Source organism: Mucilaginibacter angelicae (assembly GCF_042434235.1).
In the GTDB taxonomy this organism is placed as follows: domain Bacteria; phylum Bacteroidota; class Bacteroidia; order Sphingobacteriales; family Sphingobacteriaceae; genus Mucilaginibacter; species Mucilaginibacter angelicae.
Genome location: NZ_JBHLTS010000004.1, coordinates 236,821 through 253,441, shown reverse-complemented (window position 1 = coordinate 253,441; position 16,621 = coordinate 236,821). Strand labels below are relative to the sequence as shown.

The following is a 16,621-nucleotide window of genomic DNA, read 5'->3' as shown; positions in this document are numbered from 1 at the left end:
CATGAACATGTTGAAAAAAATAACTGCAGTAGTCCTACTGCTTATGGGGACTTGCATTCATAAAAATTACGCTCAGGCTCTGCCGGATAGCGCTGTGACAGATACGCTACCCTCGTTCGATAGCTATTTGCAAAAGGCCGATCTGAGCCAGGCCAGGCCGTTCCCTTATCCCAAAACCAATCCGGCAAATATCAGGCTGTATGCCCGGATCTGGCGGGTTATTGATTTGGCTGATAGCTCGAACGCTATCTTGTCCATCCCTGGTCATTCATTAATGGAAGCCATAATGAAAGGTCTAATGAAAGGCAAGCTTACACCTTATGAAAAGGACGACTTTAAAAAGAAGCTGACCGCCAAACAGGGATCTATGCGCTTTACCGATTCGGTACTGGTGCCCAAGTTTGATAAGGACGGCAACCAGATCTCGTCAAAAATGGTGCTTAACGATTTCAATCCCGACAGGATAACCCGGTTCAGGATTGAGGAGGATGTTTATTTCGACAGGCAGCGGGGCAAGGTAGATACCCGCATTGTAGGTCTTGCACCCATGATGAACATCACCGGTTCTGCAGATCTGCCTGCAAACATGTCGTCGGCGCCGGCATTCTGGCTCTACTTTCCACAGCTACGCTTCGCATTAGTGCAGGAAGATGTGAGCGAGCCAGATAAAGGGATCTTCGATGTTACGCTCGATGACGTTTTTATGCAGCAAAAGTTTTCGGCCCACCTCATCAGGCAGTTTTCGCCCGGCAATGCAGAAAGCGGGCAGCTTGACCCGGGCAGTCCAGAAGCTGTTAAACTGCAGCAAAAAATTGCCGATCTGAAGAAGAACATCTGGAAAAACCCGAGGGGGATTAATGATAAGAACCTAATTAACCAAACTCAAAACAATAAGGAGGAAAAACCATGACAACCCAGGTTAGATTATTTAAGGATTTTATGTGGTGGATGCTGTTTGTAGGCTTTTTAGGCTATTGCGGCAAGGCAAGCGCGCAGGTACTGCCCGAGTACAGCGCTTTTCCAAAAACATCAATAGGTGTACAATTGGGTACCCAGGGAATAGGGGTACAGGGAACATCTGCTTTCGGGAAGGTGTTTAACGCCCGCATAGGGTTTAATACGGTGCCGGATATAACGGTGCAATACAACGGCCGCGACCTTGGCCTTAACCGCACATCTGTTTATGGTATTGTTGACTGGCAGCCCCTGTATGGCAATGCCAACTGGCTTTCCCGCAAATGGTACCTGTCGGCCGGGATCAGCTACTATTTTAACAATACGGTGTACAGAGAGGGCGCAGGTACAACACCCAATTATTATATCTACATGTCAAAACTGCGGCCCTATATAGGTACCGGTCTGGGCAATATGCGGTTAAGCCATAGCATTGGCCTCCGTACCGATTTCGGGTTTTTTATCCCCACAAGTTCGGCTACATCAACCTATGATGATAAAGCCCAAAAGGTAAGCAGCGGCCTGCGCGGGTTACTGCCGGGGATGAACGCCGCGGTCACACTTTACTACAGATTTTAATTGATTAACCTTTAAATATTTAATAACATGAAAAAGATCAAAATTAACTGGCTGCATGTAGCTATATCATGGGGCGCCAGTATTGTAATTCTTGGGGCTATGTTTAAAATTAACCACTGGGGTGGTCAGGCGGGCACTTACATGATAGGTTTAGGGCTTACGGTTGAGGCAATGCTGTTTTTTACCCTTGGATTTTTCCCACCGGCGCAGGAGCCCGAATGGGAAAGGGTATATCCCGAACTGGCAGTTGATTATGAAGGCGGGCCGGTAAATAAACCCCGGATGATGCCTGTAGCAGGCGGTCAAACTGCTGCGCTCGACAAACTTTTAACCGATGCCGATTTGAACGAGCTAAGCATCAGCCGGCTTGGCGAAGGTTTGAAAGTGTTTGCCGAAAAGGTCGACCGGATCAATACCATTGCTGATGTTTCATTAGGTACCGATGAGTTTTCGGCAAAGTTAAAGCAGGCGGCCTCCAAATTTGATCTGTTTGGGATAGCTTTTGAACGGGCTACATCGGGCCTTTCGGCCATTGCAGATAGTCGTGCCGATACCAATGCTTACCAGTTGCAGGTGGCAAAGCTTACCGGTAACCTTGTACAGCTTAACGCCCTTTACGAATCGGAACTGAAGGGCGCGGATGAAAATCTGAAACAGGTAAATGGCTTTTACCACGGGCTGAGCAAAACGTTGCAAAACCTCAATGAATCGGCCGATGACAGCAGGCAATTTAAGGACGAGGTAAATAAGCTGGCCCAAAATATATCGGCACTAAATGTTTTTTATGCCAATATGCTTTCGGCTATGAACCAGCCGCGTGTGTAATTGCAAGGCCTGGTATTAATGGTTTAGTATAAATTTTAATCAGATAAAGAAATGGCTATTGCAGGAAAGGAAACCACCAGGCAAAAGATGATCAATATCATGTACCTGGTACTGTTGGCAATGCTGGCGTTAAATGTATCTTCATCTATTTTAGATGCCTTTAAAACCATCAACGATAGCTTAACTGCTTCGGCGGCTAACGTTGGTAATTCGGTGCAGCAATTGTTCACCGCTTTTGAACAAACCCGGCTTAAGGAATCGCCCGAAAGGGCGGCTCCGATCTATCAGAAGGCGAAAGCAGCCCAAAGGGTAAGCGCGGAGTTAAACGATCTCATCACAAAGATCAAAAATGAGCTGATCACTCAAAGTTCGGGCTATGATGAGCTTACCGGCGACTTAAAAGAGCGGGATAACCTGGATATTGGTTACAATGTGATGATCAACAAAAAACGGGCTAAGGCGCTCAAAGAAAAGATCAATGATACCCGCGAAAAGCTGAAACTGCTGCTTGGTAAAGAGGACAGCAGTTCAGTATCATTTACGTTGAACGCCAATGATCCGGTTAAACATAATGGAAGCGCCAAAACCTGGGAGGAGCTGAATTTTGGTGAAGGTGTACCGCTGACGGCCGATTTTACCATACTTTCAAAAATACAGGCCGATAATAAAAACGCCGAATCGGAAGTGGTGAAAAAGATCCTGGGTAAAATGGACAGGGCTATCGTGAACCTGGATAAGTTTGAAGCCGTGGCAGTAGCCCCAACTTCATACCTCATCCAGGGGCAGCCTTACAAGGCACAGGTTTTTTTAACCGCCTACGACTCCCGGTCGACCCCGCAAATGGAAGTTGGCGGCAGTCCGATCAGTGTTACCGATGGCAGAGGCATATATAATGCCTCCACCAGCCGGGAAGGTGTTTTTAGCTGGAAGGGCACCATCAAAGTAAAACAAACCGATGGAAGCATAAAAACCTATACCACGCCCGAGCAACAGTATATGGTTGCCCGGCCATCGGCAGTGGTATCGCCCGATAAAATGAACGTTTTTTATATTGGTGTGGATAACCCCGTGTCGGTATCGGTACCCGGAATCCCCTCAAAAAATATCAGGATCGGTATTTCGGCAGGTTCATTAAACGGAACTTCGGGCAAGTATGTGGCGAGGGTAAATAGTCCGGGGATGGTTACAGTAACGGTATCGGCAGAGATCTTCCCCGGAAAAACGGAGGTGCTGAGTCGTACCCAGTTCAGGGCCAAGCGAATCCCCGATCCCATTGCCAAATTCTCGGGAAGATCAGGTGGAGGTGTACCCACTGTGGCCTTAAAAGCACAGGATGCTATTTATGCTACGCTGGATAATTTTGATTTTGATGCCCGTTTTAAAATAACCCACTTCAGTTTGATCATAGCCAATCCGCGTGAGAGCGCGTCGGTACAAGTTACATCGGGGAATGCTTTAAGCAACGAAATGCAGGCTTCGCTTAGCAGCATCAAACCGGGTTCGCATGTGATTTTTGATAACATCATCGCTGTTGGTCCGGACGGTGCACCAAGGCAGTTGGCGCCTGTAGCTTTAACAGCCAATTAGCAGAAAGCGAAAAGTTTGATTGTGTTGTGCGAAATTGATTTGGAGAAATATATAAGAGGCTGGCTTTTGGCTTTAAGCGTTCCGCTTTTAGCTCTTAAAATTTAGCTTTAAGCCTTCCGCTTTTGGCACTAATAAAAAAGCAAGTAAGCCATGTTTAATTAAAAACATGGCTTACCGTAACAGCGCTATATCGATTAATGTTTAGTGGATAGGCAGGGCTTTAACAAATGTACCCGACGCGTTAAAAATTATAGCGTATTTGGTACTGTTGGATGTAATGAACACTACGTAACCTTGTAAGGTACCACCCGAGCTTTCTGAAAATGCTTTGTCGAAAACATAACCGGGGTAAGTAGTGGTCAGGTAAGTTGTAATAGCAGCAGGTAGGTTAGCTTCGGTTACAACGGCGTGTTTTAAATCGTGTTTTTCTATCTGGACACGTTTAACCAGTTTACCTGCAGCCGTAACTGCAGTTGAGTACAGTACACCATTTTTGCTGATCAATATGTACACGTTATCAGGTGTAACAGAAGCGTGCAGCAAGGTGTCGGTTGGATAAGTGGTTGAAAAATAACTGCTAACGGCAGTAGGAAGGGCTGATATGGCAACAGTGTCGCGGTGTTTACCGTCACGGTTGTCAAATGGGCCGCCCAGGTGCCATCCCGGTCCTTTAAGGTCCATGCCTTCGCGTTGTTCAAGGGTGCTTACAAACGTACCGGCGGCAGTAAACTTGAGTCCAACCAAAGCACTGTTGTATTTGATCACTACTATGTAGTTAACAACTGTGCTGGCGCTGTCAATAGTGTAAGCTTTTTTGAATGTATAGCCACTGTAATTGGCTGTCAGATAGGTGCCAATGGCGGTAGGCAACGCACTAAAAGCAACGGTGTCTATTTTGTCATGTTTGCCGTAGCAGCCAACCATGTAAACACTGTCTGTAGTAGTTCCGGATGCAAGGCTGATAGCGATGGCACCCGTTGAGGTAACGGCTGATGAAGAAACGCCGGCCGAAGCTGATTTTGAGGCGTTCTCCTTTTTGCATGATGCGAGGCCAATTATTGTGCCCAGCATCAATAGTGAAGCGTAAAAGGATTTCATTTTTTTGGTTTAATTTAAATTGATAATTAGCGCTGTCTTTTGCGGACAGGTTTAATTAAAATTAAACCGGAAAAAGAAGCCATCGGATAATGTATCGATAAATGCAGGATTTAAATCGATGTATGAAGATGGTTGGAAGATTTAAAACAATCAGAATTCATTGCCGTTGACTTTAGTCAACGGAATAATGATGGAAAAACAAAGGGCTTTAGCCAAAATGCCGCGTGAAGAGTTGGGCTAAAGCCCGGTTGTTTGTTCTTTTAACCGTTGACTAAAGTCAACGGCAATGAATGGAATTTGCAATGTATGATAGATACCTTCTCAATTACACCTGGCTAAGCCATCAGTACTCGAAGCATCGGCCGGTTTAATGATCAGGGCTTTTTCAAAAAAAGGTTTTGCTTCTGCTTTTTTACCGGCCATGAGCATTGACCAGGCCAGCATGTGGTTGCCGTCGTAATCAAATGGGTAAAGCGTTACTACTGCCCTGAAAAGTTTGATGGCCGGCTCATATTGTTTGCGGTTATAATAAATTACACCTCCCCAATAATTGGCCTGGGTATTTTGTGGATCTATTTTCAGGATGGCGAGGTATTGCTCCAACACCTTATCCCAGCTTTGCAAAAAGGAGAGGGGCTTTACATAGCCAAATTTAGCCTCAATAGCGCCGGGCTTCAGGTTAACCGCTTTTTGATAATAAGTTTGCGAAGCCGTGTAGTTTTTATTGAGATAATTGAGCCAGCCCAGCCTGATGGTTATCTCATAGTTATTTTCCGAATAGTAGGGATAAATATCGGCAATGGCGGCAACGTAGTTTTTGTTTAATTCGTCGGTATAACTGTTGTGAAAAGCTTTTTGAAGCACTGCGTTTGTTTGTGCCTGCAGTTGTGCTGCCGATACAAATAGAAATAAGGCTGTAAACGTCTTCTTTAAAATTTCCATGTTATACCTAACGTAACAGAGTTTTGGTTATAGTTAACAGCGCGGTAAACGTCTGTTTTCTTTTCATAAAAGTAATTTAAATTCAGTAAGGCATGGTTACCTAACTGGTAAAAAACGCTTTCGCCGCATTTAAATTTTGTTGGGTCGATGGCATTATACACATAAAGTCCGTCGGTATCCAGATAATCATCCTGGTTGCCAAAAGTGGCGGCTGTTTCCAGCCAGGTTTTATCCAATACTTTAAACCCTACCGACTGGCTGTAGATAAACGTATTTGTTCCACTTAAATTCAATACTGAAGCCCTGCTCATAGTATACAAATTCAGGTTCCCCAGTGGATAAAAATCTACTTTGGCATCATATTGTTTTAACGTTTTATCAATCAGCTTTCCAAAATTAACATCGCCCTGCAAATCAACATAGCGGGTATCATATTTTATACCCAGCAAACCAAGGTTACTTTGATAGGTATTGCTGCGGTAACTGGTATGCAGGTAATGATATGCTCCCAGCAGGTTTATATTTTTAGTTAAGGAGTATTTTGATTTGGCATAATATTCAACCTGCCGATCGGTTTTACCGGTTTGATTTTTGTAATCAATATATCCCGACCGGAAAATATTCTGCGTGAAAAGCATGAACGACTGATCAAGTTGTAAACGCCATGATAGCCTTAAACCCATACCTGCCCGTTCAAAAAAACCATTGTCGCGCTCATCATTGTTGGGTAGCTTTATGCCGCTTTCCAAAGCTGCATCTATTACACCAAAGGGCGATAGCTTGATGGCACGCAGGGTTTCCGCATCTAAATGTGATGCATTATAAAACGCTGCGTTATTATTGTTGATATAGGTATTGCAGTAGTAAGCATACAAACGTGCCGTAGTATTATGCGGATCTTTAAGCAACACCCGGTTAAACTGGCTGATAGCAGCTTTGTAGTTACCGGTAAGCATATAGGCATATCCGGCCTTAAAACGTAAAGCAGGTGAGTCTACACTATCGGTAACCGATTTGTTTACAAAACTGATGAGTTGTTTCCAGTCGCCGGCATTATACAGTTGTTCGGCGGTACTATCGGCCACAGCAAGTTTATTGTCTTGCGCGCAGGTTACAAGAGCAGCAAACAGCAATACAAAAAGGATGGTTAATTTTCTGTACTCCATTGTGCTTCAATATGCTTACCGTTTATATTTATGACGAAGGCTTGCAGGCTGCCATGATCTACAAAAACTGTAGCTTCCGTAAGCGGCGTTGTTTTACCTGCAATTTCCTGGCATTGTTTGGATACAATATTTAACCCTGTTTTTTTTACCTGGATGCCGCTTTTGTATTTTATGCGGATAAACCGGTAAAACGGTGCGGTAAAATCCTGGAGCCAAAGCAATATTTTATTGTTGGTGAGCGATACCGGGAACTCATCGCTGGCCTGGATATATCCGGCATCGTTAAAAATAACTTTATAGGCTGCAAGATAAAAATAGTGGAGTAATGATGTTTTATCGCCATAAAAACTGGTGAAATAAAACATAGTACCGTTATTGATGAAATAAGCCGCAGCACCGGTGGTTTTGCTGTAAATGCATAATTGGTTCATAGCATCTTTAAAAACTTCCCAATCTTCGGATATACCGTTTTCGGTTGTCAATTTAGCTACAAAACCCGGTTGCAGGTCGAATGCTTTTTTGAGCGATGCATTAGTTTCGGGATTGCTTATTAATTCGTTTTCATTGGGGATACTGTAGCTTTCGAGGCTGTTTTTATTATCCTTTTTGCTGAAGTAATAAGCAAACGGATAGGACAACGTTTTGGAACCGATATAAGGCGTTGCCTGCAACTGGAAATGCAAATGCGGCTCCGGCGACCGCCCTGAATTACCGCAGAAACCCAGCAGATCGCCTTGTTTTACGCTATCGCCGGGTTTAACTTTTATGGAGTTTTTTTTGAGGTGCGAGAGCTTGGAGTAAAGCCCCGCAGCATGACGGATAACTACTGTGTTGCCCCAGTTCTCCTGCAGGTTTTCTTCGCCTATGTCGTTATCTTCTACATGGTTAACCACCAGCTCCACAATGCCATCGCCGCAGGCCAGTACCGGTTTGTTGAAACAATAAAAATGCTCAGGCAGCGTGCCGGGATACTGAAACGTTTTTTGTTCATCGTCGGTGATCACAAAATCAAGCGCCTGGCCCCACTCGCCTTTGTGCGTGATGGCTCCGTTATATCCCTGAGATACTGTCCAGTAGCCCATAAAGGGCAAACTGAGTTTGATGTATTTCAAGTCGTTCAGCCTGTTTTGCAGGTTTAAAACATGGTAAAGGTTTTTTTCGGGTGAGTAATGCTGTACTGTGGTTAGCTGTAATTTGGGGTGATGACCTGTCAGCATTAAAAAATACAGCAGGCTGATATTAAGCACGCAAAATGGTAACGAAAAAATGGGTAGTGCATGCAAGGCCATCAGCGTTGTAAATGCATTAATAAGCACAAAACCAAAAGGAATGCACAGCACAGCCACTAAGTAAGAACGTAAGGATGGAATGGTAAAGAAGCTTCCGATAGCCATTGAAGCCATCATTAAGTTAGCGCCCAAATGGTAATAGCTGATGCCTTCCGGATAGATGTGGGTGATGCTGTTAAAACCACAAGCGGCCAAAAAGCTAATAATGAGCAGGCTGAATGCAATTCGCGAATGGGTCAGGATCCCCGCTGCAATAAGCATTCCGGCTATAATATTATGCTGAAACAGCACAGCGCTCAATGAACGGAAAAACAAGCTTAACAGCTTTGGTAGTGCTGTGGCAAGATAGCCCTCGGCCCCGGCCAGGTTACCTGGGCCGGTATAAATCTCTTCGAGCAGGGAACTGCTTTTTTGCAGCAGGCCCGTATTGAAAATACTGTTGGATGCCAGTAGCACCAGCCAAAATACAAGGATGAATGGTAATGAAAGCATAGGCAAACCCAGTTTGCCTAACCTTTGTGATAAAATAATGGTTGCTAATACTACCATGCAGCAGGCAATGATCAGCCAGCTTACAAACATCAGGTTAACCTGGAAAAATGCTCCGAATGCTATCCCCAGTAATAAACTGTTAAAGCTGTAGATCCCCGTCCGGTGATCTTCGCCAATCAGCTTTAAAAGTTTGGTTATCAGCAAAGAAAAAATAACACAGCCCAGCCCTGCAAAGCCGGATACAGGATTAAAGAAAGATACCAGCAGCAAAATGATCCCCAATATCCGGTTCTGTGAAAAAAATAGCACCGAATAGGAATTGACGACCGATTTTATAAATGCTGGAACTTGCTTCACTTGCTGTTATTTAAATGAGCGGGGATCAACTCCGGTTCGGCAGTATATTCCAGGGTTTCGTTTTGGCGGATGATGTGCGTGCGCAGTTTCTCATCTATCAGTACAACCGCAGGCCGTAAAGTGATAAACTGCATCCATTGGGTCATATTATAGGCTCCAACCTTGTGTACTACCACCTGGTCGCCGGGATTAAGTTGAGGCAGGTTGATACTTTCCCTGATCACATCTATATTCATGCAAAGCGGCCCGTAAATCACCATGTTTTCGTTATGCGCTACAAAATCCTGTGCCGGGCTTACCTGGTGTTCATACCAAAAAGATGTGAACAGGATATTCACTCCAAAATCAACAATGGTAGCCCCTTTGCCGTTGGCTAAGCGCTTATTGGCAATAACGGTGCCCAGCAGGTAGCCGGTATCATCTATCAGTACACGGCCACTTTCTAATATCAGCAGGGGCAAGTCATCATTGGCAAAACCAAAATTGAGCAGAGCGGAAGTTATTACTTCGGCAAAATCATCAACCGTAGGTACGGTGTCGTTCCCCGGCAGGTAAGCGCCTTTCAGTGTATTGGTTGATGGAAAACCGCCGCCAAGGTCAAGGTATTCTATTTTATGATTAAGCTGGGTTTGGCAGCGAATGGCCAGCTCAGCTAATTTATTGGCCGCAATTCCGTAAGCATCAGTTGAGAGCATATAGGTGCCGATATGGCAATGCAGGCCCACCAACTGCAAAATCCCGGAAGCGGTGATCTTTGAAATTGCCGACCAGGCCTCACTATTTTCATAGTTAAACCCAAAGCGGTCCCACAGGGGATAAACGCCCGTATCCATATTTACACGGATGGCTACACGGGGCTTGTTGGCGAGGTTTTTACTTAAGTCGAGCAGTAGGTTAAGCTCATCAAAATGATCAATATGGATCATCGAATCATGCTCAATAGCTAATTGCAGATCGGCGGTTGATTTGCCGGGGCCGTTAAAAATGATCTTGTTGCCGGGCACGCCATTACCCAGCGCTTTACGGTATTCAAAGCCCGAAACAACCTCGGCCCAGCTGCCCTCCTGGTGAAAGATCTGGCAAACAGCATTGAGGTAATTGGTTTTATAGCTCCAGGCAAATTGTACTTTGGGGTAGCGTGTGCTGAAGGCACGGTAGGCTGCCCGGTAGTTTTTGCGGATCTGTTTTTCGGACAGTACAAACACCGGCGAACCATAGTTTTCAATCAAACTTTTAACCGAAACCCCATCAATGCTTTTTACGGGCTGCACACCGGTGCGGGTGCCAAATTTATTCATGGCCCCTGCATGTAATTTTTTTATATATGGTTTTTGATATGGCAGCTTTTCCATCGTTATAAATTATAATTCGCCAAAGGCCGAAATCTGTTGAAAATCGGCTATGTCGGCAATATGGTCCCACGAATACCGGACAAATAATTTGCCGGCCTGGTAATCGGCATAGGGTTCAACAACTTCGCCCAAAGCCATTTTGGCCAGCACCGCTGGTTGATTTTGCCCGGCAGCGGCAGTTAAATAAACCCATGCCGGAAACCGCGGGTTAATTTCCAGTATGTATAAATGCCCTTCGGCCGTGCTCATGATCTCCATTTCGTAACCGCCTTTCCAGTTAGTAGCATGAGCAAAGTTGTTGGCCAGTTGGGTTAGCTGATCATCTTTAATGGTGACGCCGGCCCAGGCCTTGCCTTTATCGGTAATATAAAGTTTGCGCATCGCTACCAAACTAATGTTATTGCCTTTGCCATCGCCAAGGGCCGCAATATTGATCTCGTTGCCTTTAATATATTGCTGGGCTATTACCGGTACGCCCCAGGCTGCATTAAGCTGGTGAAAGGCTTTCAAGGCCTGGTCCATCGTATAAACAACATAGGCCTCATAAAATTTCCCTTTTATTACCATGGGGAAGTTGAACTCACCGACTGCTTTTTTTAAATCGTCGGCAGTGTACAGTTTATGATCGGCAGGTACATAAAAGCCATGCTTTGTGCCAAAATCCTTCAGGTGCACCTTATCCCTTAAAGTCAGTTGCTGCTGTGTGGGGAGATAAGTTGCTATGCCCATTTGCTTTAACTGCGGTGCTATTTTTATAAAATTGAACAGCTCCGAATCAAAGTTGGGGATAATGAGATCGAGGTTTTCCCGCTGGTTGATATAGGACAAACGTTCAACCAGGGCTGCTGTGCCTTCGGTTGGATAGGGAACCTGATAAGTTTTATTTACATAGTCCCGCAAATAAATCCCAGGCTCCAGCGACTCATATGACAGACCGATTATCCGCAAACCATCCCCAAAATACTCTTTTAAAGAACGAATGACCGCCATACCCGGGCCAGGGTTGTCATTGGCATTAAGCCCGGTAACGGCAATACATAAATTAGTGTACTTGTTTGCCATCGTTTTTAAATTTCGAGCAGGTTTGCTTCCTTTAGCTGCAGCATCCAATCGTCCCAATCCCTGTCAAGCTGGTTTTCGCCCACTTCATACCTGCTGAGAATGTCCTGCTTGATCTCAGCTTCGGTTTTGCCGCTTTTCATAGCCGTGAGCAGTTGTGCCGCCATGTCATTACCGGAAAACGAATCTCCGGTGGCGGGGTTAAAAATAAACCCGTTATCGCTGGTGGCAATGTTGCTCTTGAGTTTCATTTATAATTGCAGGTTTTTTTAATTAATAAAGGCTAAACTTAGCAGGTTTATGTGAGTTTTACAAAACCGGGCTTCAGGATGCCATCAGGTATTCAATCCTTGATGCAAGTACTTCCATATCCAGCGGTTTTACAAACAAGGCATCACATTTATAAGAATCGGCTTGTGCTTTTTTGGTTTTATAGGCGGTTACGATAATGATAGGCACATTGCACAGTCGTTCATCGTCTTTAAAATCCTGGCACACCAGCTCGCAATCTGCATCCAATAGCAGGTAATCCAAAATGATCAGGTCCGGGTTGATCACCTTTGCCTTATCATATATGGCGTTGGGATCATAAGTTAAATGCACATTAAAATCCCCGTAATACATAATGTCATCAATTACTGATAACATCCTGCTGTTTTTATCAAGTACTAAAATGGTTTTTTTGTTGCCTGCTGTTTTCATGACTGTAAGGATTAGTGTCAATTAATAATATAAAGTTGAGGCTATTTACGGGGCGATAAAATAATGTGTCGGTCAACGCCTTCAATGTGCCGATGAATTGATTATTTGTGCCAGTCCTTAATAAAATCGGTATAGTTTGTACCTACAGGCAGCTCTATTTCAGTTAGTTTTACCTTACGGTTATGGATAGACCTGATCTGGTCGCGGGCCACCACAAAGCTCCGGTGAATGCGGATAAACTTTGAAGCAGGCAGCTTTTCGATCACGCCTTTCAAGGGCATTAAGGTAAGCACTGGTTTGGCCACGCCCAGCATATGGATCTTGATATAATCCTGCATGCTTTCAATATATTCAATGTCTTTAATATTGATTTTGATGAGCCGGTATTCCGAATGTACGTACAGAAAATCACCCTCGCCTGATGTATCGGTGTGCTTGTACTGGTAATAGCCTATGGCCTTTTGAACCGCGGTGCCAAAACGGATGTTATTGATGGGTTTCAGCAGGTAATCAACTGCCTCCAGTTCGTAGCCTTCATATGCGTAGTTTTTATAGGCAGTGGTAAAAATGATCATGGGCTTATCATCCAGTGATTTCACCAGGTCGATACCGGTAATATCGGGCATGTTGATATCTATGAACAGCACATCCACCTTGTTCCGTTTCAGGTATTCGCCGCCCGAGATGGCATCCTCAAAAGTATTAACCAGGGTTAGCGAGGGGTATTCGGCTACATATTTTTCAATTATCTGAAGGGCCAATGGCTCATCATCAATAGCTACACATTTTAATTGCATGATAAATAGTTTTAAGCGTTAATCTCCAGTTCGACAATGAAATTGCCATCGGCTGAGCTGATATCGAGCCGGTGTTTGTTAGGATAAATATGTTGCAGGCGCTGGCGGTTATTGGCAATGCCGATACCTTTCCGTTCGGTGGCTGGTCGTTTTTCGAAAATGGTGTTTTTACAGATAAACAGCATTTGGTTACCATTTACCCGCAGGCAAATATTGATAACCGATGGCTGATGTTTGCTTACTCCGTACTTAAATACATTTTCAATAAATGTCATCAGGATTAGCGGCGGGATCTTCTGGTGGCTGATCTCGCCCGAAACCTCAAAATCTAAAGTCGTTTTTTTACCGAGGCGGAGGCGCTGCAGATCGATATAATCATTGATGCAATCAATTTCGTTTTGCAGCAACACAAAATCTTCCGTTACCTCATCTGTTACATAGCGCATGATATTGGAGAGCTTCATGATGCTCTCGGAGGTATGCTCACTATTGGTAACCGACAGGGCGTAAATGTTATTGAGCGTATTGAACAGGAAATGGGGGTTGATCTGCGCTTTGAGGAATGAGAGCTCGGCATGTGCTTTTTCGGCTTCGGCGCGGGTAACCATTTGTTCGGTAAGCTGCCATTTTTGTACCGTAGCAATGGCAACGCTTAAGCCCATCACAATAATGAAAATAAACAAGCCCACCATATCAATATTGCCCGACTGGTGAATGAAAATGATGCGGTTGCCAGGTTTAAGGCTTGGGTCCTGCATGCGCAGGTCCTCATGTGGCAGCGGACCAAAAGGCATATTTTGTTGATTGGGTGCCGAACTATCAATACCCGTAGGTGTAATTTGCGGCCCTATAGGCTGCGGATTGGGGATGGCTGCTGTTGTGGGTTTATTCCCTTTAATGAGATTGTGAAGAAGTAAGTTATCAAAAGGCTGCAAAAAATAAACACAACCCGAAAGTAGTAACACAATAAGCCCATACCAGATATATCTTTTACGGAACACGAACTTTGGTACCAGGTACCAGGCGTTCAGGTAAAACATAAAGATATAGGTGAGGCAAAACAGCCAGTAATAGGGCGAAAACAGTACTGTATATGTACCGGCACTGCTTTGCTGCGTGCGGTTCATGAACAACAACGGGAACCCTAAAAATACAAGCCAGCCGGCAGCATGAATGAAAAAAGTAGTTGCTTTTGAGCGGATCATTTGATTAAGATTCTTTTATTCAGCTATACCGGCGCAGCCGGTTGGCACACATTAACAGCCTGGTTTTAGTATTTAAAAAAAGCACCTGTACATTGCACAGGTGCTCATCTTTATGAAAAAAACCTATAATTCAGTGTCCCTGCTCCTGAATTATAAAACAAAGGTGAAGATGAGCAGGGGTTTTAACAATCATGTATCGGTGAACCGGGAAATTGTATAGATGAACCGGGTAGGGGCATGTTTTATGTGAATATCAGGCAGGGGTGAAAATAAAAAAGCTTCCTTGCACTCGCTGCTCGGAAGCTTTAACCTAAACCTTATCACTGATCAAATTATTATTTGATAGTGTAAAATTAGCCGCCGGGCAGTAATATGAAATTTTGTACCGACGAATAGCGGGATTGAATGGATGGAGGGGGATAAAGTCTGAAACCTAAGCTGCCAAAACTGTCGAAAGCACCCAGGCTTGTTCTCCGGGAACGCAAGGGAAACTTATTTTATGGAATGCCAGGGCATTCGATTATTGACATAAACAGATGAGATTGGTTCAGACCTACCTTGTAAACTCAAATTGCAATAAATGTAAAGATACCTGACATAAGCAATGGTGTATTATTTTTCCCCCAAACAATTTTAACGGCCGAAATTGTTGCAGATTCAATACGGCTGTCGGGAAGGATATTAAATTGATTTTTTATATAAAAAGTCAGAGGCGAACGATATTTGTCCCCGTTCACCTTTGAATCTCGTTCGTGGTCAATTACCCATCCAACTAAGTGTTGTTCTTCTTTTTTTATTTCGTTAAGAATTGCAGTGCCATGGCCCTTTCCATGAATTGCACTATTGATTATTATGGCAAACCATTTTTCATTATTACGTTCAAATGTTGCCGCCCATGCTGCTATAATTCCTTCATCGTCAATAAGTAAATAATACTTTTTTTCTTGCAGCCCATTTAAATAGTCATCAAATTCTGTTATCGTATTATATCGCAGATTTTGAGGATATTCATTATTCCACAAGTTGTAGGCGCATTCTTTCTGAAAGTCTGTTAAGAATGTTGAGGTAATAATCTTCATCTATCAATACAATATGAATGACAATATAATGAAACCATTAAATAATATCGAATTAGAATTTAAGTATACTTAAGGGTGAGAAACCTTTACTGATGATCGTATATTTTTAGAAGAACCTTATCATTTGATAGGGTAAATTAGCTGCCGGGCAGTAATATGAAATTTTATATCTGCTAATAGCGGGATTGAATGGATGGAGTGAGGGAGAGGTGCTTTTAGATCTAAAATGCTGTTTGCTTTTATATAGAGGAATGCAGCCTAAATGACATCAGGGGTTGAAGAATAATGTGGTATTAACTTATATAACTTAAGCTGTCGCTATATTTATGCATTAGTAGTTTTATATAATTTAACACCCCATGGAATTTGACATTGTAAAAGCACAAGAGGCAGATATCGAACCACATCGCCGATTATTTCTCGCAGAAGCTAAATTTCAATTCATTTATAACAAGTGCCATGGTGCAGGATGGGTTGATAATTACCTTTTTAAATTTGAAGAACGTTCTGTTGGTTATGGCTCGGTGTGGGGCAAAGACAAACGCGAGGATAGGGATACCATATGCGAGTTTTTTTTAGACCAGCCTTTTAGAAAATACGCCAGACAGATATTTGACCAATTTATAAAAGCTGCAAATGCCGGTTTTGTAGAATGCCAGACCAATGATATTTTACTTGCCGGTATGGCATTTGAATCGGCGAAAAATATCAATGCCGAGGCCATTCTATTTGAAACAGCATATGAAACCGCTTTTACAATAGAAGGTGCGCAATTTGTAAAAAGTAAAAATCCGGATGAATGGGATGCTTACAGTATCCAAAACAATGGAGAAGTTGTTGCCACCGGTGGTTTTATCTGGAACTATAATTTCCCTTACATTGATATATATTACGAGGTAAAGGAAAACTTTAGAAAGCAGGGATATGGTGTTTTGATCATGCAGGAACTTAAAAAGGAAGCTTACCGATTAAACAGACTTCCTGCTGCCCGGTGCAACGTTAAAAACCAGGCGTCTAAAGCACTTTTGTTGAAAGCTGGAATGCGGGTGTGCGGCTACATTATTATAGGTGAAATTATCAAAGAAATTAATCCTGCCTAAGCAAGCTTTTTAATTCTTTTTTTAGAGGAAACTTATTT

General features: G+C 43.5%; 16 protein-coding genes. 5 read left to right on the top strand and 11 right to left on the bottom strand.

Annotated features, from left to right (window positions below; all coding sequences use genetic code 11):
* Nucleotide 1 precedes the first annotated feature (1 nt).
* The 4 genes from ACFFGT_RS01410 to porM are packed head-to-tail and all read left to right on the top strand — an operon-like array spanning nucleotide 2 to nucleotide 3,945.
* Nucleotides 2-910, top strand: a complete 909-nt coding sequence (locus ACFFGT_RS01410; protein ID WP_377020703.1) for a hypothetical protein — start codon at nucleotides 2-4, stop codon at nucleotides 908-910.
* The gene (locus ACFFGT_RS01405) at nucleotides 907-1,533 is read left to right on the top strand and encodes a hypothetical protein (RefSeq protein ID WP_377020702.1); all 627 of its coding nucleotides are present in this window, start codon (nucleotides 907-909) and stop codon (nucleotides 1,531-1,533) included. The genes ACFFGT_RS01410 and ACFFGT_RS01405 overlap by 4 nt, the downstream gene beginning before the upstream one ends.
* Nucleotides 1,534-1,560: 27 nt before the next feature.
* A complete protein-coding gene (gene porL, locus ACFFGT_RS01400) occupies nucleotides 1,561-2,358 on the top strand; it encodes a type IX secretion system motor protein PorL/GldL (protein ID WP_377020701.1) in 798 nt (265 codons plus the stop codon).
* A 51-nt stretch (nucleotides 2,359-2,409) separates the two neighbouring features.
* On the top strand, nucleotides 2,410-3,945 hold the full coding sequence (gene porM / locus ACFFGT_RS01395; RefSeq protein ID WP_377020700.1) for a type IX secretion system motor protein PorM/GldM: 1,536 nt from the start codon (nucleotides 2,410-2,412) through the stop codon (nucleotides 3,943-3,945).
* 201 nt (nucleotides 3,946-4,146) lie between these two features.
* Here the strand turns inward: porM and ACFFGT_RS01390 are convergent, their stop codons facing one another.
* The 11 genes from ACFFGT_RS01390 to ACFFGT_RS01340 form a co-directional block, all read right to left on the bottom strand.
* Nucleotides 4,147-5,043 (bottom strand): PepSY-like domain-containing protein, encoded by an 897-nt coding sequence (locus ACFFGT_RS01390; RefSeq protein ID WP_377020699.1) that lies wholly within the window; start codon nucleotides 5,041-5,043, stop codon nucleotides 4,147-4,149.
* A gap of 321 nt (nucleotides 5,044-5,364) precedes the next feature.
* On the bottom strand, nucleotides 5,365-5,985 hold the full coding sequence (locus ACFFGT_RS01385) for a tetratricopeptide repeat protein (RefSeq protein ID WP_377020698.1): 621 nt from the start codon (nucleotides 5,983-5,985) through the stop codon (nucleotides 5,365-5,367).
* Nucleotides 5,973-7,151 carry a tetratricopeptide repeat protein gene (locus ACFFGT_RS01380; RefSeq protein WP_377020697.1) on the bottom strand — a complete coding sequence of 393 codons (1,179 nt, stop codon included), beginning with the start codon at nucleotides 7,149-7,151 and terminating at the stop codon, nucleotides 5,973-5,975. The genes ACFFGT_RS01385 and ACFFGT_RS01380 overlap by 13 nt, the downstream gene beginning before the upstream one ends.
* Complete coding sequence (locus ACFFGT_RS01375; protein WP_377020696.1) at nucleotides 7,133-9,289, bottom strand: urea transporter; 2,157 nt, start codon at nucleotides 9,287-9,289, stop codon at nucleotides 7,133-7,135. The genes ACFFGT_RS01380 and ACFFGT_RS01375 overlap by 19 nt, the downstream gene beginning before the upstream one ends.
* Nucleotides 9,286-10,641 carry a type III PLP-dependent enzyme domain-containing protein gene (locus ACFFGT_RS01370; protein WP_377020695.1) on the bottom strand — a complete coding sequence of 452 codons (1,356 nt, stop codon included), beginning with the start codon at nucleotides 10,639-10,641 and terminating at the stop codon, nucleotides 9,286-9,288. The genes ACFFGT_RS01375 and ACFFGT_RS01370 overlap by 4 nt, the downstream gene beginning before the upstream one ends.
* A 9-nt stretch (nucleotides 10,642-10,650) precedes the next feature.
* Complete coding sequence (locus ACFFGT_RS01365; RefSeq protein ID WP_377020694.1) at nucleotides 10,651-11,703, bottom strand: ATP-grasp domain-containing protein; 1,053 nt, start codon at nucleotides 11,701-11,703, stop codon at nucleotides 10,651-10,653.
* Between the two features lie 5 nt (nucleotides 11,704-11,708).
* The gene (locus ACFFGT_RS01360) at nucleotides 11,709-11,951 is read right to left on the bottom strand and encodes a PqqD family protein (RefSeq protein WP_377020693.1); all 243 of its coding nucleotides are present in this window, start codon (nucleotides 11,949-11,951) and stop codon (nucleotides 11,709-11,711) included.
* Nucleotides 11,952-12,024: 73 nt separating this feature from the next.
* The gene (locus tag ACFFGT_RS01355; RefSeq protein ID WP_377020692.1) at nucleotides 12,025-12,402 is read right to left on the bottom strand and encodes a response regulator; all 378 of its coding nucleotides are present in this window, start codon (nucleotides 12,400-12,402) and stop codon (nucleotides 12,025-12,027) included.
* A 101-nt stretch (nucleotides 12,403-12,503) separates the two neighbouring features.
* Complete coding sequence (locus ACFFGT_RS01350; RefSeq protein ID WP_377020691.1) at nucleotides 12,504-13,199, bottom strand: LytR/AlgR family response regulator transcription factor; 696 nt, start codon at nucleotides 13,197-13,199, stop codon at nucleotides 12,504-12,506.
* A gap of 11 nt (nucleotides 13,200-13,210) precedes the next feature.
* Nucleotides 13,211-14,404, bottom strand: a complete 1,194-nt coding sequence (locus ACFFGT_RS01345) for a sensor histidine kinase (protein ID WP_377020690.1) — start codon at nucleotides 14,402-14,404, stop codon at nucleotides 13,211-13,213.
* Between the two features lie 566 nt (nucleotides 14,405-14,970).
* On the bottom strand, nucleotides 14,971-15,483 hold the full coding sequence (locus ACFFGT_RS01340; RefSeq protein ID WP_377020689.1) for an N-acetyltransferase: 513 nt from the start codon (nucleotides 15,481-15,483) through the stop codon (nucleotides 14,971-14,973).
* Nucleotides 15,484-15,842: 359 nt separating this feature from the next.
* On the opposite strand from ACFFGT_RS01340, the gene ACFFGT_RS01335 reads away from it, so the two are divergent.
* The gene (locus ACFFGT_RS01335; RefSeq protein WP_377020688.1) at nucleotides 15,843-16,583 is read left to right on the top strand and encodes a GNAT family N-acetyltransferase; all 741 of its coding nucleotides are present in this window, start codon (nucleotides 15,843-15,845) and stop codon (nucleotides 16,581-16,583) included.
* Nucleotides 16,584-16,621: the final 38 nt, after the last annotated feature.